This is a genomic window from Scytonema sp. PRP1 (assembly GCF_036697665.2).
GTDB lineage: Bacteria > Cyanobacteriota > Cyanobacteriia > Cyanobacteriales > Nostocaceae > Kalymmatonema > Kalymmatonema gypsitolerans.
The window spans coordinates 223,108-246,532 of record NZ_JBAHYJ020000059.1; the positions used below are offsets into that span (position 1 = coordinate 223,108).

General features: G+C 43.8%; 22 protein-coding genes, 2 pseudogenes and 1 riboswitch. Of the genes and pseudogenes, 15 read left to right on the plus strand and 9 right to left on the minus strand.

What is annotated here, in order from left to right; genetic code table 11:
* Position 1: 1 nt before the first annotated feature.
* Together V5G28_RS12175 and V5G28_RS12180 are read left to right on the plus strand one after the other, a co-directional pair.
* A pseudogene (locus V5G28_RS12175) lies at positions 2 to 172 on the plus strand (LLM class F420-dependent oxidoreductase); the annotation flags it as partial.
* Positions 173 to 985: 813 nt separating this feature from the next.
* On the plus strand, positions 986 to 1,255 hold the full coding sequence (locus tag V5G28_RS12180) for a GlsB/YeaQ/YmgE family stress response membrane protein (protein WP_096562046.1): 270 nt from the start codon (positions 986 to 988) through the stop codon (positions 1,253 to 1,255).
* 261 nt (positions 1,256 to 1,516) lie between these two features.
* Here the strand turns inward: V5G28_RS12180 and V5G28_RS12185 are convergent, their stop codons facing one another.
* Both V5G28_RS12185 and V5G28_RS12190 read right to left on the minus strand, forming a co-directional pair.
* Positions 1,517 to 3,220, minus strand: coding sequence for a mechanosensitive ion channel family protein (locus tag V5G28_RS12185; RefSeq protein WP_332997598.1), 1,704 nt, complete (start codon positions 3,218 to 3,220; stop codon positions 1,517 to 1,519).
* Positions 3,201 to 4,220 carry a mechanosensitive ion channel family protein gene (locus V5G28_RS12190; protein WP_332997600.1) on the minus strand — a complete coding sequence of 340 codons (1,020 nt, stop codon included), beginning with the start codon at positions 4,218 to 4,220 and terminating at the stop codon, positions 3,201 to 3,203. Before V5G28_RS12190 ends, V5G28_RS12185 begins: the two co-directional genes overlap by 20 nt.
* 329 nt (positions 4,221 to 4,549) lie before the next feature.
* Between V5G28_RS12190 and V5G28_RS12195 the strand changes: the two genes are divergently transcribed.
* The 9 genes and pseudogenes from V5G28_RS12195 to V5G28_RS12235 all read left to right on the plus strand — a co-directional run bounded on the left by V5G28_RS12195 (position 4,550) and on the right by V5G28_RS12235 (position 11,593).
* Complete coding sequence (locus tag V5G28_RS12195) at positions 4,550 to 5,569, plus strand: DUF389 domain-containing protein (protein WP_332997602.1); 1,020 nt, start codon at positions 4,550 to 4,552, stop codon at positions 5,567 to 5,569.
* Between the two features lie 354 nt (positions 5,570 to 5,923).
* Positions 5,924 to 6,091 (plus strand): hypothetical protein, encoded by a 168-nt coding sequence (locus V5G28_RS12200; RefSeq protein WP_332997604.1) that lies wholly within the window; start codon positions 5,924 to 5,926, stop codon positions 6,089 to 6,091.
* Between the two features lie 190 nt (positions 6,092 to 6,281).
* The gene (locus tag V5G28_RS12205) at positions 6,282 to 6,632 is read left to right on the plus strand and encodes a phage holin family protein (RefSeq protein WP_332997606.1); all 351 of its coding nucleotides are present in this window, start codon (positions 6,282 to 6,284) and stop codon (positions 6,630 to 6,632) included.
* 87 nt (positions 6,633 to 6,719) lie between these two features.
* Positions 6,720 to 7,538, plus strand: coding sequence for a superoxide dismutase (locus tag V5G28_RS12210; RefSeq protein WP_332997608.1), 819 nt, complete (start codon positions 6,720 to 6,722; stop codon positions 7,536 to 7,538).
* 13 nt (positions 7,539 to 7,551) lie between these two features.
* Positions 7,552 to 8,895, plus strand: a complete 1,344-nt coding sequence (locus tag V5G28_RS12215; RefSeq protein WP_332997610.1) for a ferredoxin reductase family protein — start codon at positions 7,552 to 7,554, stop codon at positions 8,893 to 8,895.
* 105 nt (positions 8,896 to 9,000) lie between these two features.
* Positions 9,001 to 9,147 carry a hypothetical protein gene (locus V5G28_RS12220; protein WP_332997612.1) on the plus strand — a complete coding sequence of 49 codons (147 nt, stop codon included), beginning with the start codon at positions 9,001 to 9,003 and terminating at the stop codon, positions 9,145 to 9,147.
* Positions 9,148 to 9,175: 28 nt separating this feature from the next.
* Positions 9,176 to 9,568 (plus strand): annotated as a pseudogene (locus tag V5G28_RS12225) (glycoside hydrolase 100 family protein); the annotation flags it as partial.
* Between the two features lie 266 nt (positions 9,569 to 9,834).
* Positions 9,835 to 11,250, plus strand: coding sequence for a hypothetical protein (locus V5G28_RS12230; protein WP_332997614.1), 1,416 nt, complete (start codon positions 9,835 to 9,837; stop codon positions 11,248 to 11,250).
* A 109-nt stretch (positions 11,251 to 11,359) separates the two neighbouring features.
* Positions 11,360 to 11,593, plus strand: a complete 234-nt coding sequence (locus tag V5G28_RS12235) for a hypothetical protein (protein ID WP_332997616.1) — start codon at positions 11,360 to 11,362, stop codon at positions 11,591 to 11,593.
* A gap of 1 nt (position 11,594) precedes the next feature.
* On the opposite strand, the gene crcB is transcribed toward V5G28_RS12235, so the two are convergent.
* The 3 genes from crcB to V5G28_RS12250 form a co-directional block, all read right to left on the minus strand.
* A complete protein-coding gene (crcB, locus tag V5G28_RS12240) occupies positions 11,595 to 12,008 on the minus strand; it encodes a fluoride efflux transporter CrcB (protein ID WP_096562038.1) in 414 nt (137 codons plus the stop codon).
* A 17-nt stretch (positions 12,009 to 12,025) separates the two neighbouring features.
* Positions 12,026 to 13,693 (minus strand): cation:proton antiporter, encoded by a 1,668-nt coding sequence (locus tag V5G28_RS12245; RefSeq protein ID WP_332997619.1) that lies wholly within the window; start codon positions 13,691 to 13,693, stop codon positions 12,026 to 12,028.
* An 86-nt stretch (positions 13,694 to 13,779) separates the two neighbouring features.
* Positions 13,780 to 13,859: riboswitch (Fluoride riboswitch) on the minus strand.
* 19 nt (positions 13,860 to 13,878) lie between these two features.
* The gene (locus V5G28_RS12250; RefSeq protein ID WP_332997621.1) at positions 13,879 to 15,522 is read right to left on the minus strand and encodes an alpha-amylase family protein; all 1,644 of its coding nucleotides are present in this window, start codon (positions 15,520 to 15,522) and stop codon (positions 13,879 to 13,881) included.
* 333 nt (positions 15,523 to 15,855) lie between these two features.
* Here V5G28_RS12250 and V5G28_RS12255 point away from each other — a divergent pair, with 333 nt between their 5' ends.
* Together V5G28_RS12255 and V5G28_RS12260 are read left to right on the plus strand one after the other, a co-directional pair.
* Positions 15,856 to 17,427, plus strand: a complete 1,572-nt coding sequence (locus V5G28_RS12255; RefSeq protein ID WP_332997701.1) for a Na+/H+ antiporter — start codon at positions 15,856 to 15,858, stop codon at positions 17,425 to 17,427.
* Between the two features lie 244 nt (positions 17,428 to 17,671).
* Positions 17,672 to 19,225, plus strand: coding sequence for a cation:proton antiporter (locus tag V5G28_RS12260; RefSeq protein WP_332997623.1), 1,554 nt, complete (start codon positions 17,672 to 17,674; stop codon positions 19,223 to 19,225).
* 4 nt (positions 19,226 to 19,229) lie between these two features.
* Here the strand turns inward: V5G28_RS12260 and V5G28_RS12265 are convergent, their stop codons facing one another.
* The 3 genes from V5G28_RS12265 to V5G28_RS12275 form a co-directional block, all read right to left on the minus strand.
* On the minus strand, positions 19,230 to 19,799 hold the full coding sequence (locus V5G28_RS12265; protein ID WP_332997625.1) for a DUF3124 domain-containing protein: 570 nt from the start codon (positions 19,797 to 19,799) through the stop codon (positions 19,230 to 19,232).
* A gap of 9 nt (positions 19,800 to 19,808) precedes the next feature.
* The gene (locus tag V5G28_RS12270) at positions 19,809 to 20,486 is read right to left on the minus strand and encodes a potassium channel family protein (RefSeq protein ID WP_096562032.1); all 678 of its coding nucleotides are present in this window, start codon (positions 20,484 to 20,486) and stop codon (positions 19,809 to 19,811) included.
* Positions 20,487 to 20,664: 178 nt separating this feature from the next.
* Positions 20,665 to 21,969 (minus strand): RNA-guided endonuclease InsQ/TnpB family protein, encoded by a 1,305-nt coding sequence (locus V5G28_RS12275; protein ID WP_332997629.1) that lies wholly within the window; start codon positions 21,967 to 21,969, stop codon positions 20,665 to 20,667.
* A 79-nt stretch (positions 21,970 to 22,048) separates the two neighbouring features.
* Between V5G28_RS12275 and tnpA the strand changes: the two genes are divergently transcribed.
* Positions 22,049 to 22,456: an IS200/IS605 family transposase gene (gene tnpA, locus V5G28_RS12280; RefSeq protein WP_332997631.1), complete on the plus strand. Its 408-nt coding sequence runs from the start codon at positions 22,049 to 22,051 to the stop codon at positions 22,454 to 22,456.
* Between the two features lie 54 nt (positions 22,457 to 22,510).
* Here the strand turns inward: tnpA and V5G28_RS12285 are convergent, their stop codons facing one another.
* Positions 22,511 to 23,074 (minus strand): hypothetical protein, encoded by a 564-nt coding sequence (locus tag V5G28_RS12285; protein WP_332997633.1) that lies wholly within the window; start codon positions 23,072 to 23,074, stop codon positions 22,511 to 22,513.
* An 88-nt stretch (positions 23,075 to 23,162) separates the two neighbouring features.
* Here V5G28_RS12285 and V5G28_RS12290 point away from each other — a divergent pair, with 88 nt between their 5' ends.
* Positions 23,163 to 23,411 (plus strand): hypothetical protein, encoded by a 249-nt coding sequence (locus V5G28_RS12290; RefSeq protein ID WP_332997635.1) that lies wholly within the window; start codon positions 23,163 to 23,165, stop codon positions 23,409 to 23,411.
* Positions 23,412 to 23,425: the final 14 nt, after the last annotated feature.

Here is a 23,425-nt window from a genome sequence, read left to right on the forward strand (position 1 = left end):
GAGCGATCGCCAAGGTGAAAGCGGTTTTGCTTGGTCTTGGTTAGGTGCAGCAATGCAGGCAACAAACCTGCCTTATGGTGTGGTTTGCGCTCCAGGACAGCGCTACCATCCTGCCATCATTACCCAAGCTGCCGCTACCCTTGCGGAAATGTTCCCTAACCGCTTCTGGGTAGCATAAAGTATAAATACTTGCTTGATAAGAAAATATAATAATATATATTTCTGATAATTTTCAATTGAAGTGATAGTAAAGAAAAGAAAATATATTGAAAAAAATATATCAGATGAAAGCGAGAAAAATCAATGACTCGCTTGCGGAAAAATCAATATAAATTTATAATCCTATTTCCGCTTGCGCGATAACTTAGATAAGACAGTGCTATCACAATCAACTGCCGCATCAACTAATGCCTGCAATACCTTGGGGTCTTCTGCTGATAGTGCTGCACCACAATCAAAGACAAAATCATTTTTACGTTTTAACTATTACTACCAACCAAGGAAGTCATTGATCACATTAACTGAAGAACTGACTCTGAGTGACGTCTTGGAGCAAGTTCAGGCAATCTTCCAGGGATCGAGCAGTTATCAGCTTTTTTAATTGCGATAACTTGATCGCTGTAAAAGCCTTGCGCTCTTTGGTTTTCATGGTGCTATTCCTTTGCTCCTATAATCAAATTATCGTTTTTAATTGCTACTGTAACTATTTTTTCCCAACTATAAATAAATCAGCTAAAAACCCCCTGTAGTTGTGGTTTTGGGGAGATTTGTTTTGGTCTACTCATGTTTATTAAAGAGGTTTTCTTACTTCAGATAGACTAAAATCGTCTCGACTGATTGATATTATGTGAACAGGTAAAAGGACGCACTCATTCAGTTTTGCTTGAAGAGGAAGTGTAATTTTCGCTTGATGACGAAAACAGGCAGAGTTACTGATTGGATTTTCAGTGCGCTTAACAAAACATGTTGTTAATGGAGGAAATTTATGAATATTCTTGCTTGGATCATCTTAGGTGTGATTGCAGGTGCGATCGCGAAAATGATTTATCCCGGGCATCAGGGGGGCAGTATTCTGGGAACACTGATCCTAGGAATTGTTGGTGCCTTCATTGGTGGAAGCGTGTACACCTTGCTGACCACAGGAACGTTAGCCTTGACCTCAGCAGGATTGAGCATCGGGGGCATTATCGTCTCGGTTATTGGAGCCATGATTGGTCTGTGGCTTTACTACACGTTTACCCGCAGAGCCTACTAAACCAATAGCCTCTGTTGAGAGGCTGATAGATAAGTCTTGAAGCATAGAACAGGTAAAGCTGCTACTTAGCAGAGGCTTTTTGCTATACACATAATTGTGCAGAGAATCCCATTATTCTCTTTTCTGATTGTTCCCGTTACGATTGCGATGACATCATCAATTCCCGTCGCTGCTCAGGATGAACGAGTCACCGAACCTAATTTCTTGCCATAGGAGATACCCGAAGGGTAAGAACATCTGAGGCAATAAGAACTCATTTCTTCAATGTCGTTCCTTTGATGATTTCGTCGAACCATTCGAGTTATCATTTTGCGACTGATTTTTCAGCCAAGCGGTCAAAACTTCAGAAAGTTGAGACAAAGACTTTTCTAACGTAGGTGAAAGTTCCAAAGGAAGACTTCCTGACTGCAAATGGAGGGAGCGTTGCGGAAAGGGAATCTGAACATGACGATGCCGCAAAACTTCTTCAATTTGAAAGTAGAGGTCGCTCTTGATTTGAAACTGCTTGCGAGGTTGTGAGATCCAAACTAATAACTGAAAATTTAAAGAATCTTCACCAAAGGCTTTAAACCAAACTTTCGGTGCTGGTTTTTTTAAGACATCAGGATTATCTTTTGCCGCCTCTAGTAGGGCAGAACGCACGGTACTCAAACTTGAACCATAAGCTACACGCACGGGTAATACTAGCCGAGACACAGGGCTACGATGGCTCCAAGTGACCACCTCCTTATCTAATAAACGAGAATTTGGCACAATCACCGTTATGTCATCTAAAGTACGGATGTGAGTGCTGCGGGCAGTTAATCGCTCCACCGTTCCCATAAACTCCCCAATTTGCAGAAAGTCCCCGATTTCGATAGAGCGCTCAAAGGTGATGACTAAACCACTCACCAATTCCTTAGCAATTCCCTGCAAGCCAAACCCAATTGCCACACCCAAAACACTCGCTACTATTGCCAGGGAACTGATGTCCAAGCCCCAAATTTGCAACAGAACGACTGTACCGATAAATATTAAACTATAGTTGATGATAACTGCTATCGATTCTTGAACACCTCGGCTAACACTAGTAATGCGTAATATACGCGATCGCAACAAATTCGTAACTGCTCCTGCAACAGCCACTAATCCAAAAAATAGGGCAATTAAGATAATGATATTGATGACTGAATAAGACTTTTCCCCTAGAGAAATGACTGGTGATGTCAGACTCATCCAAAGAATATTAGCAATGCGCTGACTCCACTCCCGCGTTAACGGAAATAAGTCTGTAATGTAAATAACCGTTCCTAACCATAATCCGGCACGCACTAAGGAGAGCGTCAATTGTAGAAATAATTCAATACCCTTAGGTTGCGCTCCTGTATCAGGGTCATTCGCTTCCCTAGGAACGAGTCTACGTAGCCAAGAACGCCAAATCCGAGCCAAAACTAGATGGAGAGCAACTGCACCCAACACGGATAAAACTGCAAATAATATCGCCCTCCACAGATAACCTAACCTTCGTTCTTCTTGACCTTGCGAAATAGCCTCAGTGATTTGTTGCACCCAGATTTGAGCCTGTTCCTGCTTTGTTCTACCAGGAGGAGTGTCTTGTTGGGTTACCGTTAGCAAGTGACGACCATTTACCTGAATTACAGGTAATTCATTACTTTCTAGAATCTCCACCTTTGCTGGTTCAGTCGAGCGGACTGCCGCCTTTAAAATCAATTTGGCATCAGCCGCACGATTTTCAGCACTAAATTGCCCAGATTCACTGACTTTAAATAGCGGACGACCATCCAGTGTAATCACAGATGTCGGTCGCCCTTGGGCTTGTACTGACATTTGACTCGTTGAAAACCATGTCAGTACAACCATTAAAGCAATGGCATAAATGATGATAATGCGAAAGCGACGAAAGCGACTCATAAAAACCTCGCGGGAGTTTGGAAACCAAGTCTTCTTATTCCAATTTGCGAGCATTACCGTTACCTTCTGCTTTCGCATTGTCTCTCTGTGCTGGCATATCGGCAAGCTTCCTAAGAGCATCACTGATTCTTATTGGTTTTGGCACTTTACCCGATCCTGCGGGCCATCCTTCACGCTGACGCGAGCGATTCCCATCTGTTTCTTCTGTCTGATCGTGGAACAAAACTTGCGTGGTTGGGAAAGGCAAGTCAATGCCGTTGGCTGTCAGCTTATTTTTGATAGCAGTCAGAACCTGATCGCGTGAGTCGAGACTATCTGCCCGTCGCGGGGGAGCAATCCACCACCGGGCGCGGATATTGACTGTACTTTCAGCAAGTTCCATCACCAATACATCAGGAGCAGGATCTTTCAAGACCATATCTACACTATGCATTGCTTGGAGAATCAACTCCTTCGCCTGTTCAATGTCGTCACCGTAACCAATGCCAACATCATACTCCAAGCGGCGGTTCTCAAAGGCAGTATTCACAGTCACCGAATTTGTAAATAGTTCCGCATTGGGAATTACGATGCGGCGACCATCGTATGTTCTGATTGTTGTAGCACGTGTCTGAATGTTTTCTACCGTTCCCTCAAAGGTTTTAAAGATAATTTGGTCATCGATTTGGAACGGTTCAGTTAAAAGAATCAGGATACCAGCCAAAAAGTTTTGCAAAATGTCACGGAAGGCAAAACCAATTGCTACACCACTGATACCTAAGAGTTGAACTAAATCTCCTGCTTGGAATGTTGGAAGGACAATCGATAAAGCTACGAATAAACCTAATAAGATGATAGCCCCCTGCGCTAAACGTCCGAGAATCAGCCCCAAATTACGTGCATGGCGGTACCTCCGAGTTAGGCGTCTGACAGCAAACCGAACTATCCTACCCGCGAACCAAAATAACGCAAAGACGACCAATGCCAATACAATATTAGGCAGCATGATGATGAAACTATCAAGCATTTTCTGAAGTTTTACCCATACTGCTGATACTGATTCCTGAAAATTCATTACACCTTTTTCCTAGGGAGATGGTGCTTATATTAATAGAAAATTTTAAAAATAATTTCTGCCTAAGGTCAGTCATATATTGCAGCAATACATAATTTTTTCTAACGCAGTATAACTTTTATCCAGTTTGTTATGACATGATCTGCTTTGGCTCTTGTGAAGAAAATTCAATCATTTTAATGTTCTAACTATGGGTAGATGAAGAAAATTTAAAACCATGAATAAATACCCAGAAAACAACAAGAGTTTTTGAGGGAATCCATAGAGGGGTTGCAACATAATCCCTCAATTTTCGTCTACAGCCTTTTTCGTGAATGAGGGATAGTATTTTGCTAAACATCAATAAGATTCGCCATTATTTCAATAATTTAAAAAACAAAAGAGTTGCGCCGCATGAAATAGAGGAAATACGAAGCGGACTCTTAGAAGAATCAACTATAGATATAAATTATCTCGTGTTGATTTTCGGCTCCTGTGTCATTGCCACCTTAGGATTACTTTCTAATAGTGTCGCTGTCATTATCGGTGCTATGATAGTTGCTCCTTTGATGTTACCAATTCGAGGGTTAGCATTTGGAGCTTTAGAAGGCAATGTTGTTCTCTTCCGCAAAGGTTTAAGTGCAATTGTAGTAGGAACAGCCTTGGCAATCACTTTAGCTTTGTTAGTTGGTTATTTTGTAGGGCTTCCAGAATTTGGCAGCGAAATTATTAGCCGTTCTAAACCTAATTTACTAGACTTAGGAATTGCAGTGGCAGCTGGAGGAATTAGTGGTTTTGCTAAAGTTAAGCCAAAAATTTCTGGTTCTCTGGCTGGTACTGCCATTGCTGTTGCTCTTATGCCACCGATATGTGTTGTGGGTTTGGGTTTATCACAAGCAAATTGGTCGCTCAGTATTGGTGCAACCCTACTTTATCTGACAAATTTGCTGGGAATTACCCTTTCTTGTATGCTGACTTTTTTGCTCACCGGTTGTACTCCACTGCACCGTGCGCGTAAAGCTCTAGGTTGGACACTAGCATTTACAGCGGTACTTCTCATTCCTTTAGGAGTTAGCTTTTTCCAGCTGGTTAGACAAGCCCGGCTTGAAGCCAGTCTAAAAAGAGCTCTAGTGAATCGAACTATTACCTTTCAACGAGTGATATTACTAGATAGTGATGTGAATTGGTTAACCAATCCGCCGGAAGTCCGTTTGAATGTTCGCACTAGGGAACCTGTCACACCAAGACAAGTGATGCTTTTAGAAGAATTTTTAAAAAAAGAAATGGATCAGCCGTTCACTTTGATTTTTCAAGTTGGTCAAATAGAGGAAGTTAGGCGCGAAACCCCGGATAATTCCCAATTGAAGTAGATGTCTGAAAATTACACTTAGCCATTCTTAACTATAGTAGGTTGTGTAAAGCGTTTCTTAATCCAATCTTCTATAAAAGATGTTTACTTATGAAAAATATTTTTATGAAGACATTCACTTTTTGTTAACTTTTATAAGTATCTAATTTGTTCTATGCCCCAAGGTACATGATTTATTTTTGATTTTAAAGACTTGATCTAGAAGTGAGCGATCGCCGTATGTCCCTCACCGTGGGCACGCCTGCGGCGTAAGTCCTGCGGACACGCACTCGCGTTCGGACAGTGCGCTGCGCGCGTTCGCGTAGCGTGCCCTTTGGGCATTGGCAGGAAGTGCCCCCCATAGGCTCGGCTCGCTTTGGGAGCCGAGCCCTTGCGGGCGATCGCACCCGATGGTTTGCTATTATTTATAGACGATACCAACGGCGTAATTTACCAAGTGCCATATAAGTGTCATATATCGGTGAAAGTAAATAGCACAAAACGCGGCGGAAACCATGATACGTATCTGACGCGCAGAGGTTGAGATATTCTCCGTGTCCTCCTTGCTGTCACTTTCTATTCACATTTATCGTCGATACTCGAAATAGAAAACAATTGGTCACTCCTTGAGAGTCAAAAGCCTAGAGTGATTAAAGTTAGCTCTTGGCTCTTGACTCTTTATTAGCTTTAATAATGTACGTACAAAAGCTTATTGCCAATAGGGAGTTTTTATTATGGTTGGACTGATTTGGACTTGGCTAGTCACTGCTGTCAGTTTTTTGATTATTGCTAGATTGCCAATTGGAGTGCAAATTGACGGTTTTGGCAAAGCATTGATTTCTGCTGCAGTTTTCGGAATTTTGAATGCTATCCTGCTTCCCATTTTGACCTTTTTTACCTTTCCCTTTATTCTCGTTACCTTGGGTTTATTCTTCTTTATTTTGAATGCAATCATCTTTGCTTTAGCTGCGTATTTAGTACCAGGATTTAGCTTAAGGTGGGGGATTTGGAGCGCTCTAATTGGTTCAATTGCTTTGGCAATTATTAACTCTATCCTCTTGAGACTTGTGGCACCAATTGCTTAATCAACAAAGAACAGAGAAGCATTCCTGGATGCCTAATGATAAAAAGCATAAGATTTGTAGACAATATTCCTTTGGAAGTTAGAGTTCATGAGAAAGTTTTTGCGACAACAAATCAGCTATTTACTAATGGGAACTGCTGTGTTTATCCTGTTAGCTTCTTGTCAACCAACACCAGTAGCAGAGTCACCATCTCCCGCAGAGACTTCCACAGCGACACCTGTAGTAACACAAACCCCCGCTACTTCTTCCCCCATAGCCTATCCTGACAAGGACTTGAGTGCTTCCCCCGCACAGCTACCACCATTGCCATATGACTATGGCGCACTAGGAAAAGCGATTGATGCAGAAACGATGAAACTGCATCATGATAGGCATCATGCAGCATATGTCAACAACCTCAACGAGGCTTTGAAAGAGCATCCTGAGTTGCAGAACAGAAGCGTTGAAGCTTTGCTGCGCGACTTGAACAGTGTACCTGAAGACATTCGGACAACGGTACGCAACAACGGTGGCGGGCACCTTAACCACACGATTTTCTGGCAAATTATGAGTCCTCAAGGTGGCGGACAACCAACGGGAACGATAGCTACAGAAATCAATCAGACCTTCGGTAGTTTTGATGCATTTAAGAAACAGTTTGATGAAGCGGGAGGCGATCGTTTCGGTAGTGGTTGGGTTTGGTTAGTGCGTAGCCCCCAAGGACAACTGCAAATCACAACGACACCAAATCAAGACAGCCCAATTATGGAAGGTTTGTATCCAATTATGGGTAATGACGTGTGGGAACACGCATATTACCTTAGATACCAGAACCGCCGTGCTGAGTATTTAGAGAATTGGTGGAATGTTGTCAACTGGTCGGAAGTCAACAAGAGAGCGCAAGTTTCATCACAACGGCAAAGTTAGGAGGTACGCCCTAGTGAGAAGTTTGTTGATAAAAAATCCTGTGGTCATAGGGGCATCTTGGATAGGGGCGTATCTTGTTATTATCCTTTTCCCCCTACTGATTCTGCTTTTCTACCCTCCCACGCCGAATGAACAACGAAGCTTTTGGCTAGAATTTTCCGTCGCCCTTGGGTTCATCGGTCTGGCAATGATGGCAATGCAGTTTGCCTTAACTGCTCGCATCAACCGTGTAGAAGCCTCATACGGAATTGACCTAATTCTTCAATTTCACCGCTACACCTCGATAGTGGCATTCTTCTTCATCATTGCCCACCCGGTAATTTTGTTTATCGATAACCCACAAACGCTGCAACTATTAAATTTCTTACAAGCGCCGTGGAGAGCCAGGGCAGCAGTTATAGCAACCTTGGCGTTGGTGTTGTTAATTGTGACTTCCATCTGGCGCAAGCAGCTTAATATTCCCTACGAGCCTTGGCGCACAGCTCATGGTATCTTTGCAGTGATTGCCGTCGCCTTTGGTTTAGGGCATGCCTTGGGTGTAAGTAACTACCTGGGACTGTTTTGGAAAGGAGTAATATGGACTGGAATTGCAGTAGCTGCATTCTGGTTGTTGATTTATGTCCGCCTCATTAAGCCCTGGTTCATGTTGAAAAAACCTTATTTGGTGGAAACAGTCGTTCCTCAACGAGGAGATGTCTGGAATTTGGTTTTGCGTCCCAGAGGTCATGAAGGAATGCGTTTTCAACCTGGTCAATTTGCTTGGATCACTTTGCAAATCTCACCGTTCCGAATGCGAGAACACCCCTTTTCTATAGCTTCGAGTGCTGAACATCCCGAAAGTATCGAGTTTGGCATTAAGGCTGTGGGAGACTTTACAAACACAATCAAAGATGTCAAACCCGGCACCAAAGCTTACCTCGACGGTCCTTATGGAGTTTTTACCACAGACCGCTATGAAAATACGGCGGGATTTGTCTTCATTGCTGGAGGTATCGGCATTACACCAATTTTGAGTATGCTCGTTACCTTAGCTGAACGCAACGACGAACGCCCCCTATTGTTGATTTATGCAAGTAAAACTTGGGAAGATGTAACCTATCGCGAACAACTCGAAGCCCTCAAGGACAAATTAGACCTGACAATTGTCCACGTTCTTAGAAAACCACCAGAAGATTGGTCAGGGGAGACAGGGTACGTCGATAAGGAACTACTGCAACGGTATATCCCCAAGCGTCCTGCAACCCGTAATTATTTTATATGTGCTGCACCTAAAATGATGGATGCTGTAGAGGTTGCTTTGCACGAGTTGGGCGCCCCTGTAACCAACGTTCACATGGAACACTACAACCTTGTTTAACTTACTTGTTTAACTTAATTTATGCGTTTGTGCCGCTTTGGGAAATTTGCCTTGGTAGTCGTTGCTTCTTAAAAAAAACAGTTTATCCCATTAGGATATTGCTATATGCGATACAGCATCATGCTTCAACTTGTGGCAATCATCACCTTAATTTTTCTTGGTAACGCCGCACTCTTTGCCTGGTTGCAATACCGTCCTGCTCCCAATGAAAACAATCCACAAAGCAGTATATCATATATCTCTATTTGTTGATTTTTTATAGCGATTAATTATTCCCTTTGAGCAACGCTGGAGTGATTTGGTGGGATATATGCCCATGAAAATTTGTTTTCCAGCACTCGAAGGTATGGAGTGGAGAATCGTCACAGGATGCGATCCAAAAAATATCCCTTGGTCGTATCATAATGGTGGTAATTGGCCAGTTTTACTCTGGCTACTAGCAGCTGCGGCTCAAAAAACAAATCGTCTAGAGCTTGCTCACAAAGCTATTGAGATTGCTGAAACTCGTTTAATGGAGGATAAATGGCCAGAATACTACGATGGTAAGAACGGTCGATTGATTGGCAAAGAAGCAAGGATATATCAAACCTGGACTATTGGTGGTTACTTAGTAGCAAAAGAGCTAATCTCAAATCCGAGCCATTTAGAATTACTATCTTTTGATTTTGAATAATAAACCTCTTATACCGTTTCCATATGAAGATGCATAGAAATAACCCCACCGCCTGCGGCACCTCCCCGATGCTTCGGGGAGGTTAGGAGGGGTAAAAATAATATGTACCTTCATAGAGAATTGGTATTATCAGAAGTCAAATTTATGAAAATGAAACCACAGATGCACACAGATTAACACAGATCATTTATCTGGGTGCATCTGTGGTTCTAAACATTCATCAATCTACTTTTGCAAGAAGCCTAATAATAACTCAACTTTTTCACATGACATCAACAGTAGTCCTAAGAACACCTCTCCGTCGTAACCGCTGGTTTGAACGATGCATTGCCATCCTGGCACTCATCAACTTGAGTTTAGTTTTTTTTGACCTGACCTATGTGGCTTTGCGTGATTTTTACTTGCAAGCCTTGCCACCTTTAACTCGAATTTATGACCCAGTTAAGGGCATTGAACCCCATCCAGAGACACAAAACTATCTCCACAAGGTAAACGAATTGCAAGAAGAGGTTTTGCAAACTGGATTGCAGTCACCCCAAGCAGCAAGTTTGCTTAGTGAATTGCGTGTTCTCAGCAGTCAAATAATTGAGGATAATCCTTTTGACGTTGCAAATAAAAGTGGTACCCTAGCAAAAATCAAAAATGAAATACGCTTGCGTACTAATGAACAATCTGCTAGGGGTGCCTTTGCCACTTTTTGGAGTCAAACTTATCTGTCGCAGCAGCGTTGGCAATCAGAAATCAATTTTTTCAATTCTCAAATTCGACCTCTCATTGAAACTAATTACTATAGAGATATTGACAAAGTCGGTAACTTCGTAAATCTTTTCTGGCTAATTGATTTACCGTTTATCATTATTTTTGCCCTAGAATATCTGTCGCGTACTTTTTATATCAGTCGCCGCAATCCCAACTTGAACTGGTTAGAAGCTATGCTACGCCGTTGGTACGATTTATTTTTGTTACTTCCCTTCTGGCGATGGTTGCGCGTTATTCCAGTTACTATTCGTCTTTACCAAGCTCATTTATTAAATCTTGAACCAGTAAGAGCGCAATTGAACCATGATTTTGCGGTTAGTTTTGCTGGGGAACTCACTGAAATGGTGGGTATTCAAATAATTGACCAAATGCAAGATGCCATTCGTCGGGGTGATTTGGCACGTTGGTTATTTCATCCTGAAACGCGCCGTCCCTACGTTCAAGTGAATAACACCAACGAAATAGAAGCTATAGCTACTCGCCTATTCAACATCAGTGTTTATGATGTTTTACCTCAAGTCCAACCGCATCTAGAAGCTTTAGTGCGTCACACTATTGAAAGTACCCTTAACGAATCTCCAATATATCAACAAATACAAAACATACCTGGCTTGAATCAATTACCCACCCAAATTACAGAAAATTTAACTAAAGATATGTCTCAAAGAGTCTATAGCAGCTTAATAAAAACTCTAGAAGACCCAGTTAGTGCCAAACTAACTGATAATCTCATAACAAACTTTAGATATTCCTTAGAACAAGAGTTACAAAAGACGCATAACCTGCAAGAAATTCAATCTTGGTTGGTGGATATGTTAGAGGAAGTAAAAATTAATTACGTTAAAAAGATTGCCGAAGGCGGAATGGAAAAAGTTGTGGAGGAAGCTGAAAATTTGCGCTACCAGGTTACTACCTTGGGTTAGTAACTGCTTGTAACGATTAAATGGTTCTCCTACAAGACCTAGAATTCTATGCGTTCAATGCTTGAAAAAAAGGCGTTGCAGACATGCCTGCCCAGACTGTGGATTTGAAGTGCCTCGTGATAGTGGCAGTGCAATGGTGATGTACAACGTTGTCACCAATCAACAACCGGGGTTAGGAACTAGCCTCGTTAGTCTCGGATGTCTAAGCTCTACTTCAAAGACGGAGTTACGCAAGAATACCGGATCGATGAAGCAACTTGGGCAAATGAGGCGACAAAAACTCAACCACGTGGCGGAACCGGGTGAAACCCCGTCCGCCGGGAGCGGCGGGGTAGTTCATTGAGTCATGATTCTTTTTTGATACAGAGAAATTCAGCCACAGTAATCCCCATCTGGAGGCTTAACAATCCTAAGAACGCACTACCGAACCAGTAGAGCAAATCAATTTCTATACTGGGTTGTTCAAGCAACTTGGTTGTATCTAACTCATAAGTTGAGAACGTGGTATAAGATCCTAAAAAACCTGTAGTGACTAGCAGGCGGACATCAGGATGAATTGTTATCAATCGTCCCAGTGCCAGTGTGGTAAACAAACCCATGACAAAACAACCACTAACGTTAATAATGAGGGTGCTGTAGGGGAACTCAGTACCGAAAAGCTGATTGAACCATAAACCAAGATAATAGCGCGAGAGCGCTCCGGCAATTGCGCCGAGACTGATAGCAACAGGAGTGCGAATCGCAGGGCTTTTTAGCATAGCAAAAAAGTAAATTGTTACTCGGGTCGAATCGGCAATCGGTCATCTTCAACTAAAATGACGGGAATCGGGCTGGATTCAAGTACTGCTTGAGAAACAGAACCTACCAGAACCTGATTCCAAGGTTGATGACCTCGCTTTCCCATGACAATTTCAGCGACTCGATAGTCCTGAGCAAAGCGGATAATTTCCTCCGGGACTGAGCCTGTGGCGGTGATAAACTTGTGGCGAATGTCTGCAAGAAGTCGCTGAACTTTTGAGCGCAGATGCTCTACGCCTTGCGGATCAATCGTGCGAATGACGTGCAACACAATGACCTCGCTATCGCTACGACGGGCAAGATCGGCAGCTTTAGTCAACACTTGAGTAGCGAGGGAGGAGGTATCAACAGCGGCTAACAGGACAATGCGACGGGCGTTCGCGCCCTGCGCGGCTCCCTCTGGGAGCATCGCTACCTTGGTTGGATCAACTTCACCCCGTTCTAGCAGTTTTGGTGCAAATGTAGGAATTGCCCAAGCTGCGATAGGTGCAGTAACCAGGATAGATAATGCAGCGATCGCCAGGATCGTCTCTCCACCCTGAATCCCCTGTGCCAAGGGAATCGCTCCGATTGCCGCTTGAACGGTCGCTTTTGCAGAGTTCCCTGGTAGCAAAAATAGCCGTTCCCGCCGATTCCAGTTACTCCCCAAAGTAGACAAGTACCATCCTAAAGCACGTCCAATGAGTGTACCCACCGCCAGAATCAACAACCCTGAAAGCAGAGTTTTTTCCAGCACTTGCAATTGAATACTTGTGCCTAACAACACAAACAAAACAATTTCTGCTATAATCCACAAGCTATCGAAACCCTGACGCAACCGCCGTGCTAAAGGAGCATCCAACTCAATCAAGAAAAATCCGATTGCCATTACTGCCAGATAGCCAGAGAAATAGGGGAACTTCTCTGCTACAACCACAAGCAACAATGCAAAACTCGCCGCTACAAGCGTGTCCTGCACCGCATTTTGAGTCCAGTTCTGCTTCACGAGCAGCAAAACTAAAACTTGTGCTGTCAGCCAACCCAGCACGACTCCCAGAACAATCTGGCAAATAATCTGAAAGGGAAGAAGTTGAACCGCACTTAGGGTTAAGCCAAAAGGTAATGTAACCTCTGCTGCTCCTTGTGCCAAAAAGTTCAGCAACAAGCTAAACACCAGCAGTAGTAACACATCTGACAAGGCGCTTCCAGTTAGGATGGCATCGGGAATCCCTTTAGCAATCCCCCAACCCAGGCTTTTCAGTCGCAGCATTCCTGGGACAATAACTGCTGGTGATTCCGCCCCAATGATGCAACCCAGCAACAGCCCTGTCGGAAAGTCGAACTTTAAAATCCACATCGCAGCTAGGGCGATCGCCACAGCTTCACACGCAGCAGGTAGAAAGCCCAATCGTAGTGCTACTGTTCCCTGCTGTACCAGTTTTTCTCGGTCTAACCCTAACCCTGCCTTCATCAAAATTACCATCACAGCTATCTTTCGCAAGGGATCTGACGCTGCGAGGACATCAGGACTAATTACGTCAGCAACTTGCGGACCTAGTAGAATTCCGACTAAAATCATGCCTACGAGTGCAGGAGCTTTCAGCCGTCGGGCGATTTGTCCGACGAAAAAGCCTACAAGTAAAATCCAAAGAAAGCTTTCTAACATCACGCAGCTTGAGAATCACCAATGGGTAAGCGTGACTTGCAAGCCGGAAGTTCAAAGCATACAGCCCTACCCTTCCGTAGCAAGCCGGAAAAGTAGGAGCCATCAGCCTTTGCATTAATACAAACATGAAAAGGCGGTTACGGCGAGCTCCATCGCCTTTCATTAATTTACAACAATTTTGTCGCCTAGAGATGCTGACAGCCAACACGAAACCAACGATAGCCATAGCCCTCAAGTTGGATATTGTGAGAAGTACCGTCAATAGCTTCGTAGGGCTGGTCTCCAAGTAAATCTATCAGGCGTTCCCCGTCGCCTTCTTCTAGCTCAAGTGTTACAGTACAAGCCTCATTCGCTAAATTATGCACGGTGATGACAACACCACTGTGCCACTCACAACGGTGTGCAAAAATGCAAGGATTGTCTGCACTGATGATTTGGTATTTCCCCCAACCAAACTCTGGGCATTCCTTACGCATCCGGATGGCGCGTTCCATCCAGTTGAGGAGCGATTTGGGGTCACGACGCTGCTCAAGAACATTCAAGTGCTTGTAGCTGTATTTCCCTTCCTTGACTACGGGAAGCACCAGTTCTTCGGGAGGTGCTGTTGAGAAGCCTGCATTCGCCTCACTTGACCACTGCATTGGCGTGCGAGCTGGGTTGCGTTCTTCTAGGGACAAGTCATCGCCCATTCCAAGTTCCTCACCATAATTGATCACAGGAGTACCAGGTAGGGTCAACATCAGGCTGTAAGCAAGCCGCAGCCGACGCGGGTCACCGTCAACCATTGGGGCGAAGCGACGGCGGATACCCCGGTCGAAAATCCACATCTGTTCTCTATCTGGTGCCAACGCAGCTGCAATCTCGTCTTGTTGGGCGTCGGAGAGTTTATCAAGGGTCAGTTCGTCATGGTTGCGGATGAAGTTCGCCCACTGACCAATTTCAGGAATATTCGGCAGTGATTTCAACGCTTCTACAAGTGGGGCAGCCTTTTCTTGGGCGAGAGCAAGAAACAAGTGCTGATTGACAATAAAATTGAAGAGCATTTGCATCTTGTCTCCGTTCCCAAAGTATGGTAAAAGTTCATCCACGGAGACATTTACCTCTGCTAGCAAAATCGCATCCCCACGTCGCCACGAAAGGAAGTCCCGTATCTCCTTCAGGTAGATGTAAAGACTATCGACATTAAATTGGGTTTTATTCTCCCGTATTTCAATTAAAAACTGAGCCGCATCAAGCCGGAAGCCGGATATACCTAGAGCAAGCCAAAAGCCTATGACTTTTTGGATTTCCTGACGCACTTGAGGGTTGGTAAGATTTAGATCAGCTTGGTGGTCATAAAATCGGTGAGCATAGTACGCTCCCGCTTCTTCGTTGTAAGTCCATGTACTCTTTTGAAAACCTGGGAAAACAATTCCTTCTTCTATGTCTTCAGGCTTCTGTTTCGACCACACATAATAATTCCGGTACTTTGAATTTTCATCCTTGCAAGCTGCTTGAAACCAAGGGTGCTGGTCGGAAGTGTGGTTGATTACCAGGTCAACGATAATGCGGATACCGCGTTCATACGCCTGACGTGTAAATTCAACGAAATCCCCAAGCGTACCTAAACGGGGATCAACGTTGTAGTAATCCATCACGTCATACCCGTTGTCCTTGTTGGGAGTAGGATAAAATGGCATGAGCCAAATGCAGGTAATTCCCAACCCAGCGATGTAGTCTAGTCGCTGAGTCAGTCCCTCAAAGTCACCGACACCATCGCCATTGGCGTCCATGTAGGTTTCGACATCAATGCAGTACAAGACAGCGTTTTTGTACCAGAGATCCAACATAGAGAATACCGTGGAGGAGTTGTGTGTACAGGAAATCTTTGGCGTTGAACCTGATTAACTCATAAGTTAAAAAGGTAATATAGAACCGCTTTGTCAACCTGTAGAAGTTTCTTGATGTTTCCAGTCTTGGAAATCAATGTGACTAAAAAGTGACAGGGATGCAGCACTTGAACTCAAGCGAGTTTCTAGCAGAAAGTTTCCTTAGTACAGCTTCTCATAAATCCATAACGTTACCATATTGTGCAATCCTGTACTAGGTGAATTACATCTCCTCAGTACCGCATAATTGAGGACAATCCGTTTGATGTGGCAAATAAGGAGCCTAGAATTGTTATGGCGCTTGAGTCGGTGCAATCTTCGGTCATCATTGAAGACAATCTGAAGCAATTTCTTTTGGTACTCTCAGTATCTCTAAGTGTAGCAACGCTGCCGCAGATTTTTAGCTGGTTTCGCCAGATTCCTTATACCTTGTTGTTGGTAATTGTGGGCTTAGGTTTGGCTTTTGTCGATGTCCGCCTCGTGAATCTTTCTCCGCAATTGATTCTGTCAATTTTTTTACCACCACTCTTATTTGAAGCGGCATGGAATTTGAAATGGTCGAATTTGAAGCGAGATTTAGTTCCCATCTGCTTGTATGCGGTGCTAGGGGTAGTGATTTCGATTTTAGGAATCGCCTTGGGGTTAAATCAACTCACTGGAATGTCGTTAACTACGGCTTTGCTAGTTGGGGCAAGTCTATCTGCTACTGACCCGGTTTCTGTGACAGCGTTATTTCGAGAACTGGGCGTGGGAAGTCGTCTGACAACGTTGATGGAAGGTGAGAGCCTGTTTAACGATGGTATGGCGGTAGTTGCCTTCAGTTTTTTGGTGGCGCTTCCCTTAGGTACTGCTAACTTGGGAATTCAGTCGATTTTAGTTCAATTGTTTTCAGTTGTTGGTATTGGTATTGCTGTCGGCGGTTTCATTGGTTTTGGTATTTCCTATCTAACTCAACGGTTCGATTTGCCATTGGTAGAGCAATCATTAACTCTGGTTTCTGCCTACGGCACTTATCTGATTACCGAAGATTTGGGGGGTTCGGGAGTGATTGGGGTAGTTACCACAGGCTTAATCCTAGGTAACTTTGGCTCTCGCATCGGTATGAACCCCCGCACCCGAATTATTGTGACTGAGTTTTGGGAGTTTCTGGCGTTTTTTGTCAACTCCATTGTGTTTCTGCTGATTGGCGATCAGATCCACTTTGCCATTCTAGGAGAAAACTTGGGAATTATTGCCGTGGCCGTGGGAGCGGTGATTTTGACACGGGCGATCGCTATCTACGCTCTAAGCAGCCTAAGTAATCGCCTCGTTAACTCGTCCATTCCCTTACAGGACCAAACGGTACTTTGGTGGGGCGGACTACGAGGTTCAGTTTCCATTGCTCTGGCATTGAGTATACCTGCTATCCTGCCTGAACGGGAGGAAATCATTGCCACAGTTTTTGGGGTAGTGTTGTTTACTTTGCTAGTGCAGGGATTGACTGTTAAACCTTTGTTGGAGAAACTCAATCTTTTGGGGGATCAACCTCTGCGTCAGAGATATTCGGAAGCGATCGCGCGTTTGGCTGCGCTCAATCGTGTTCTGCAATACCTCAATCAAGTAGAGGAACGTCCGGGTGTTGAACCAGAGTTTTACCGCTACCAGGAAACGCTGGTCAAAGGGGAGTTGAACCGTTTGCAACAAGAGATTGACCAACTACAAAATGAGTATCCTAATTTGCGGAACTTTACGGCTGAACAGCTGCGGAGAGAACTGCTGTCGATTGAGGCAGACACCTACGCTGAATTTGTTAAAGCAGGTCGGCTGAATCAGGAATTGTCTCCTTTTCTCCAGGAAGATTTTCCTGAAGGCGACGCTACCCTATAGCTTTGGAACAATCGCCCAAAAAGCGCCGATATCCGGCGTCAGTTCCAGTAGGGATTTCAACAGTACTAGGGAACTTTGCAGGGTAAAAATTAGACAGGTCGTCAATCCAATATTTTCTTCAAAAACAATATATTATAACAATGGCTCAAACACTCTCTATCAAGTGTGACAAAATTTTTTTGACACTTGTACACCTTTTTGGCAACGTTTATCGCAGAAGTCAAAATAACTTTCCAAAACCAAAGTGGATGTTGCTTCCTTAGTCACTGTTTCAATTATTCTCCTGCTCCTAGCCACCGGCGTTGCTCTGCTAACGCGGCGGCTTCGTGTTCCCTACGTTACAGGTTTAGTGTTGGCAGGTTTGCCGATCACTGAACTATTGTCTCGTCCCATTGGTTTAGATCCAACCCTTGTTTTGAATCTTTTCCTGCCGATTTTAATATTTGAAGCTGGTATCAATACAGATATCAGCCGCCTAAGAAGCACGTTTAAACCGATTGCCCTCCTAGCTGGTCCAGGGGCTGTGTTTTCCAGTGGTATTATTGCGGTTCTATTGAAATTTGGGCTGGGACTGACTTGGATACCCGCTCTATTTGTAGGAGTCATTCTAGCAAACACTGATACGGTTTCAATGATTGCTGTCTTTAAGGAGATACGGGTGCCCTCGCGGCTTTCCACCATCGTTGAAGGAGAAACTCTATTCAATGATGCCGCTGCCCTAGTTTCGTTCAACCTGATTTTGCAAGTATATTCGACAGGTTCGCTCACGTTACTACAGGGAATCCAACAGCTACTATTTATCGCTTTAGGAGGCTGCGGAGTGGGGTTAGTCTTGGGCTACTTGAGCATACCTATATTTACCCGTTTAGATGATCCCCTAAGCAGTCTCTTACTGACGGTCGCAGTTGCATTAGGAACTTTTCAGGTTGGGCAATTTCTAGGTGTATCAGGTGCTGTGGCTGTCGTTGTAGCTGGATTAATTTTCGGGAATTTTGGGCTTTCTCGCAATACTTCTGCTTCTAGTCGCATTACCTTGTTGAGTTTCTGGGAATATGCCAGTTTTACTGTCAACACCTTTATTTTTCTACTGATTGGTGTAGAAATAGACCTGGTAACGCTCTGGAGGGCTTTACCTGGAATTCTCCTTGCAGTTTTGGCGTATCAAGCAGCGCGAGTTCTTACGGTCTATCCGCTGCTAGCAGGAGTTCGTTGGTTTGACCGCCCAATTCCATTGCGCTGGCAACATTTACTCTTTTTAGGCAACATCAAAGGTTCGCTCTCAATGGCTTTGGCGTTGAGCTTACCCACCACATTACCAGGGCGAGAAGGTCTCATTGCTTTAGTCTTCGGTAGTGTGCTGGTATCATTAGTAGGTCAGGGGTTAAGTTTGCCTTGGCTGGTAAAACGCTTAAAATTATCTAAATTTTCAGAGGCTCAGCAACAGGTTGAAGAATTGCAAGCCCAGCTAATGGCAGGTAAAGCAGCACAAGATGAATTAGACAGCCTGTTGAAGTCAGGGGTGTTGCCAAAATCTGTCTATGAGGAGATGCGTTCTGCTTATCAAGTGCAAGTGGCAGCAGCAGAAAGAACACTGCGGGAATTCTATAATCGCCGCCCGAATGAGTTTGACGAAAACAGAGGCGAACACACAAAACTCGATGCTATTCGTCGCCGTTTATTGCTAGCAGAGAAAGCAGCGCTTAACGAGGCAATGCGTAAGCGAATTCTCTCAGAAGAAATTGTCCAACGCCGGATACAAAAGATTGACGAGCAATTGCTGAAACTAGATGATGATTAGTCGTTCAAGAACCCTGTACAGAAGATGAGCGCTTGTCATTATTTTGACTTTTAATAACTTTGCCAGGGCTGATCCAGGAAATTCCTTGTTGCAAGTCAGTACCAATCATCACTGCTTCAACCAGAGGCTCAGAAACTTTTGTTTGAGCTACCCACTCCACAATAAAGTTAGCCCCTGAACCTCCACTAGTGTCAGTTCTATCTACAACAAAATCCGTAGAAGCTAGGGCAGCAAGTTGAATCGGGCGTTCCAAATACTGTTTAATTAATTTCCCATTTGAGTCATAGTAGCGCACAGAAGAAATGATGATAGGGTTGGTCAAATCAGTATTACGAATACTGAGAGTAGCCGCTAAATTGAAAATTCTTTTCCCATCCCCATGATAGATGTGCGAGTAGACAGGGACATAAATAGTTTGACCGGTCACTGTCTTGAAATTTTCATCCAAAATTACCACCTTTTGAGATTGAGAGACCTGATTAGTATCAGCTTTTGGCGGTGGCTTCTCTGGCGATGTGCAGGATGTCAGTACAATAACAGCGATCGCTGAATAAAAAAGCGGATATAGCTTCATTTAAATTAATCATTTACAACCTTCGATAAAATCAATGACTTGATGTAATGTCCCTGGTTTAGTCACAATTAACACAGTTGAATCGGGTTCCAGTACTGTACTGCCGTTAGGAATCATCAAATCCTCGTGGGGATGGGGTTGATAGCCAATTATTAAAGAGCCAGTAGGAAACCGGGAATCCTGAGCAATTTCGGCAACGCTACGACCGACAACATAGCAATTGTTTGAGATGGAAAGTTTTAAAACCTCAATCTGTCCCTGCTCAAAATGCATCATTGATTCTACTTGCGGATACTCAATAGAATTCACCATTGTTGAAACTGCCAGATCGACGGTACTGATAATATGATTAGCTCCAGCTAAACGCAGCGGTTCCACAAAATCGGGGTGGCGCATCCGAGACAGAATATGGGGAACACCGTAGTGTCTGGCGAGAGTTACCATTGCTAAGTTTAAAGCATCATCCTGGAGAACGGCTGCTAGGGCATCAGCTTTACGAATCCCAGCTTCTAACAACACTTCTGTACTAACAGCACTGCCTTCAAAAGCCATTGCTCCCACTTGTTCGCGGGCATAACGACAAGCGTTAGGGTCAATGTCAATCACACCTATCGTATGTCCTAGTTCTACCAATTTCTGTGCTAAACATAGCCCTACCAAACCTGCTCCACCAATTAGCACGTACATGGTAACTCCTGATGTTCTTTGATTTATTATTTTACTTTAAACAAAGGAAGTTAGGTACGTAAGTAGCTTGTTTAGCTGGTAGAGCATCGTTATCAATTTCATACTCAATTGCTTCAATTTGTAGGAATGTCAAAAACGCGCCACTCCTGAATACCACAGCGGTATGAACTACCCGCCCTTACTTCGTAGAAGGGCGGGTTTCTACATCCAGCCCAGTAAGAGTAGATTTCTGACGCTTCTTCGCCCCTAGTTGCTTCATGCTTCCAGCAGTTTTGCGGGTACGTGAAGTAGAGCTAGGCGACTCTGCGTCTACGAGGCTCGTTCCAAGCCCCGGTAGAGTTCCTTTAGCCCAATAAAGCATAACTTCTGCGGCAGCAATATCCCTGTCTTGAACATATCCACACTCTTGACACTCATGAATTCTTTCATCGAGTGTCTTTTTTTGTTGATGCCCACATTTCGGACAGGTTTGGCTGGGCTTTACTTTTTTGGTCGGGACTTCAATGAATACACCACCAATTTGTTCTACTTTGTATTTGATAGTACTTCTGAGCATTCCAAAACCAACATCAAGTATTGACTTGTTTAGCCCAGCTTTTTGCTTTTTACGTTTACCTTTCTTAGCAATACTTGTCATTTTTTTCACTTCTAGCTTTTCGGTTGCAACGAAGCTATTACCGCTTACTATTTCTGCTGCAACTTGATGTACCCAATTCTGTCTAGAGTTAGCAACCTTGCGAACAAGCTTACTGACTTTAGATTGGGCTTTTTTCCATCTTCTAGAAGCTTTAACTTTCTTCTTCCTGTTTGGTGCGCGTGATCGTCGTTTTTCTTTGGACGCTTGTTTTATTTTGCATTCGGCATTTCGTAAGAATTTGGGAGCACAAGAGTGTTGATGATTGGTTCCATCAGTCATGGACAGTGCCGACTTGCAACCCAAGTCAATACCAATAGCACCGACTGGCAAAACTTTAGGTTTCAATACTTGTTCTAATACGTCAACCGTTATAGATGCGTACCAGTTTCCGTTGCGGTAAACAATGGTGCAAGTTGTAGGCTGTCCCCAATACTTCGCCTTTCCGCGCATCTGAATACGCCCAATTTTGGACAAATTGAGGTATCCATTCTCGCCGTTGGACTCAACAGAGTAACCAGTCTTAGCTGGGTAAGTCCATCCTGAGTAATGACGAATTGATTTGAACTTCGGACGCTTACCTAACCCCTTGAACCAACGTTCAAATGCAAAATCTACTCTTTTGAGGGTAGCTTGTAAGGCTTGAGAATTAATCTCTTTGTATTCTGTCCAGACTTCTTTGAACGCAGGTAAACTATTCTGTTGCTCTATATAGCTAACAGAATGCTTAAACTTTTCGTACTGCGTAAATCTGTTGTATACAGCAGCATTGAACAAGTCTTTATGAAGTTTCCGGTGATACCGCAAAGACTGTTCTATCTGCTTATTTGGGTATAACCGAAAAGTCATTCGCCTTGTTGCCACTGTGCGTGTTTACCTCCTACTTAATAGCTATACTGATGCTATCGTTGAAGTAAAGGTATGTCAAGTGCACCCACGTAAAAGCTCTCACTCTGTTTTCTCTGTTCACCTACATCTTGTTTTTGTAACTAAGTACCGACGAAAAGCAATAACCGCCCCAATGCTGGAACGGTTACGAGAGATATTTGCAAATGTATGTGTAAAGACCAAGTGTCGGTTGATTGAGTTTTCCGGAGAATCAGACCATGTTCACTTGCTAATAGACTTTCATCCCGACAATAATCTTTCTGCACTTGCTGGAAGTCTGAAATCAGCATCCAGCAGGATTATTCAAAAAGAATTCTCACAACATCTTGCAACTATATACAAAAATTCAGTACTTTGGTCTAGTTCTTATTATGTTGCTTCTACTGGCGGCGCACCGATTGAAAGAATCAAGCAATACATTCAATCTCAGGAGCATCCCTCCAATTGATTTGGCTGCTCCTCATACATCTTTTTCCCTCAGCAGCCTAGTCGCTGCTATTAGTCAAAGATGTAATCGTCGCACCCCGCTGTCCATCCCCACCCTATCTTCGATTGAGGGTGGGGACTTCCGCGATACCGTTAAAACAGGTTCAGCATGACGAATATCTTCGTTTGTGCCTTCTAGCGTCATCAAATAATCGCCTTGGAAGACTCGCTCATTATACAGTTGGGCGATTTTTTCAGGAACAAACCAACCCTGTAGTGCGCCAACAAGACCGCCAGCTGCTGCACTAGCTCCAGTGCCTACAAGGATGAGTAAAATAGATTCTGCTGCTAGCGCCAGACCAATTCCAGGAATGAGCAAAGCAGCCAAACCCCCAACTAAGGCAAGTGAACCTCCTGTCGTAGCACCAGCGATCGCACCCGCAACTGCACCTTCAGATGAAGTGAGAGCAGGTTCACTCATGTCAACATCATCAGATTGCTCATCGATTTTGGTTTTTTTAGTGATGATAGAAACTTTCTTCATTGGAAAGCCACTACTGCTCAATTCGTTGAGCGCCTGTAGCACACTTCTACGGCTAGGAAATATACCAACGGCGTGCTGGAGTTGATTGGAAACCATTTTACCTCTCAATAAATTCTGACGAACTTACAAGGCTATTGCCATTGTCTAATGTGTCATCAGTGTTGACAATAAATGTGACCAAAAAGTGAAAGCGCCTAATTTCCAAGTAGCTATCATGTACTTCCGTACACCAGAACGGATGAAAAAACCTGTTTTCCCTTCAGCATTGCTGCCTTTTTTCAAGTCAGGTCTGTGGATAGAGGTTATAAAACTCAGCGACAGACAAAATATCTATAGAATTAATGGTATTCATGGTGACTACACAGTCAAGCCGTCAACTGCATCCCTAGCAAATTCGCAACAAATCCTAGAACTAGGGAAATTAATTATTTAGCTATTTCAAAGACC

Excerpts from the sequence above, each read along its gene's own strand:
- V5G28_RS12185 (WP_332997598.1), bottom strand. The coding sequence starts at position 3,220 with ATGCTCGCAAATTGGAATAAGAAGACTTGGTTTCCAAACTCCCGCGAG.
- V5G28_RS12180 (WP_096562046.1), top strand. The coding sequence starts at position 986 with ATGAATATTCTTGCTTGGATCATCTTAGGTGTGATTGCAGGTGCGATC.
- V5G28_RS12245 (WP_332997619.1), bottom strand. The coding sequence starts at position 13,693 with ATGTTAGAAAGCTTTCTTTGGATTTTACTTGTAGGCTTTTTCGTCGGA.
- V5G28_RS12265 (WP_332997625.1), bottom strand. The coding sequence starts at position 19,799 with ATGAAGCTATATCCGCTTTTTTATTCAGCGATCGCTGTTATTGTACTG.
- V5G28_RS12205 (WP_332997606.1), top strand. The coding sequence starts at position 6,282 with ATGGTTGGACTGATTTGGACTTGGCTAGTCACTGCTGTCAGTTTTTTG.
- V5G28_RS12190 (WP_332997600.1), bottom strand. The coding sequence starts at position 4,220 with ATGAATTTTCAGGAATCAGTATCAGCAGTATGGGTAAAACTTCAGAAA.
- V5G28_RS12230 (WP_332997614.1), top strand. The coding sequence starts at position 9,835 with ATGACATCAACAGTAGTCCTAAGAACACCTCTCCGTCGTAACCGCTGG.
- crcB (WP_096562038.1), bottom strand. The coding sequence starts at position 12,008 with ATGCTAAAAAGCCCTGCGATTCGCACTCCTGTTGCTATCAGTCTCGGC.
- V5G28_RS12285 (WP_332997633.1), bottom strand. The coding sequence starts at position 23,074 with ATGGTTTCCAATCAACTCCAGCACGCCGTTGGTATATTTCCTAGCCGT.
- V5G28_RS12210 (WP_332997608.1), top strand. The coding sequence starts at position 6,720 with ATGAGAAAGTTTTTGCGACAACAAATCAGCTATTTACTAATGGGAACT.
- V5G28_RS12255 (WP_332997701.1), top strand. The coding sequence starts at position 15,856 with ATGGCGCTTGAGTCGGTGCAATCTTCGGTCATCATTGAAGACAATCTG.
- V5G28_RS12270 (WP_096562032.1), bottom strand. The coding sequence starts at position 20,486 with ATGTACGTGCTAATTGGTGGAGCAGGTTTGGTAGGGCTATGTTTAGCA.
- V5G28_RS12250 (WP_332997621.1), bottom strand. The coding sequence starts at position 15,522 with ATGTTGGATCTCTGGTACAAAAACGCTGTCTTGTACTGCATTGATGTC.
- V5G28_RS12275 (WP_332997629.1), bottom strand. The coding sequence starts at position 21,969 with ATGACTTTTCGGTTATACCCAAATAAGCAGATAGAACAGTCTTTGCGG.
- V5G28_RS12220 (WP_332997612.1), top strand. The coding sequence starts at position 9,001 with ATGCGATACAGCATCATGCTTCAACTTGTGGCAATCATCACCTTAATT.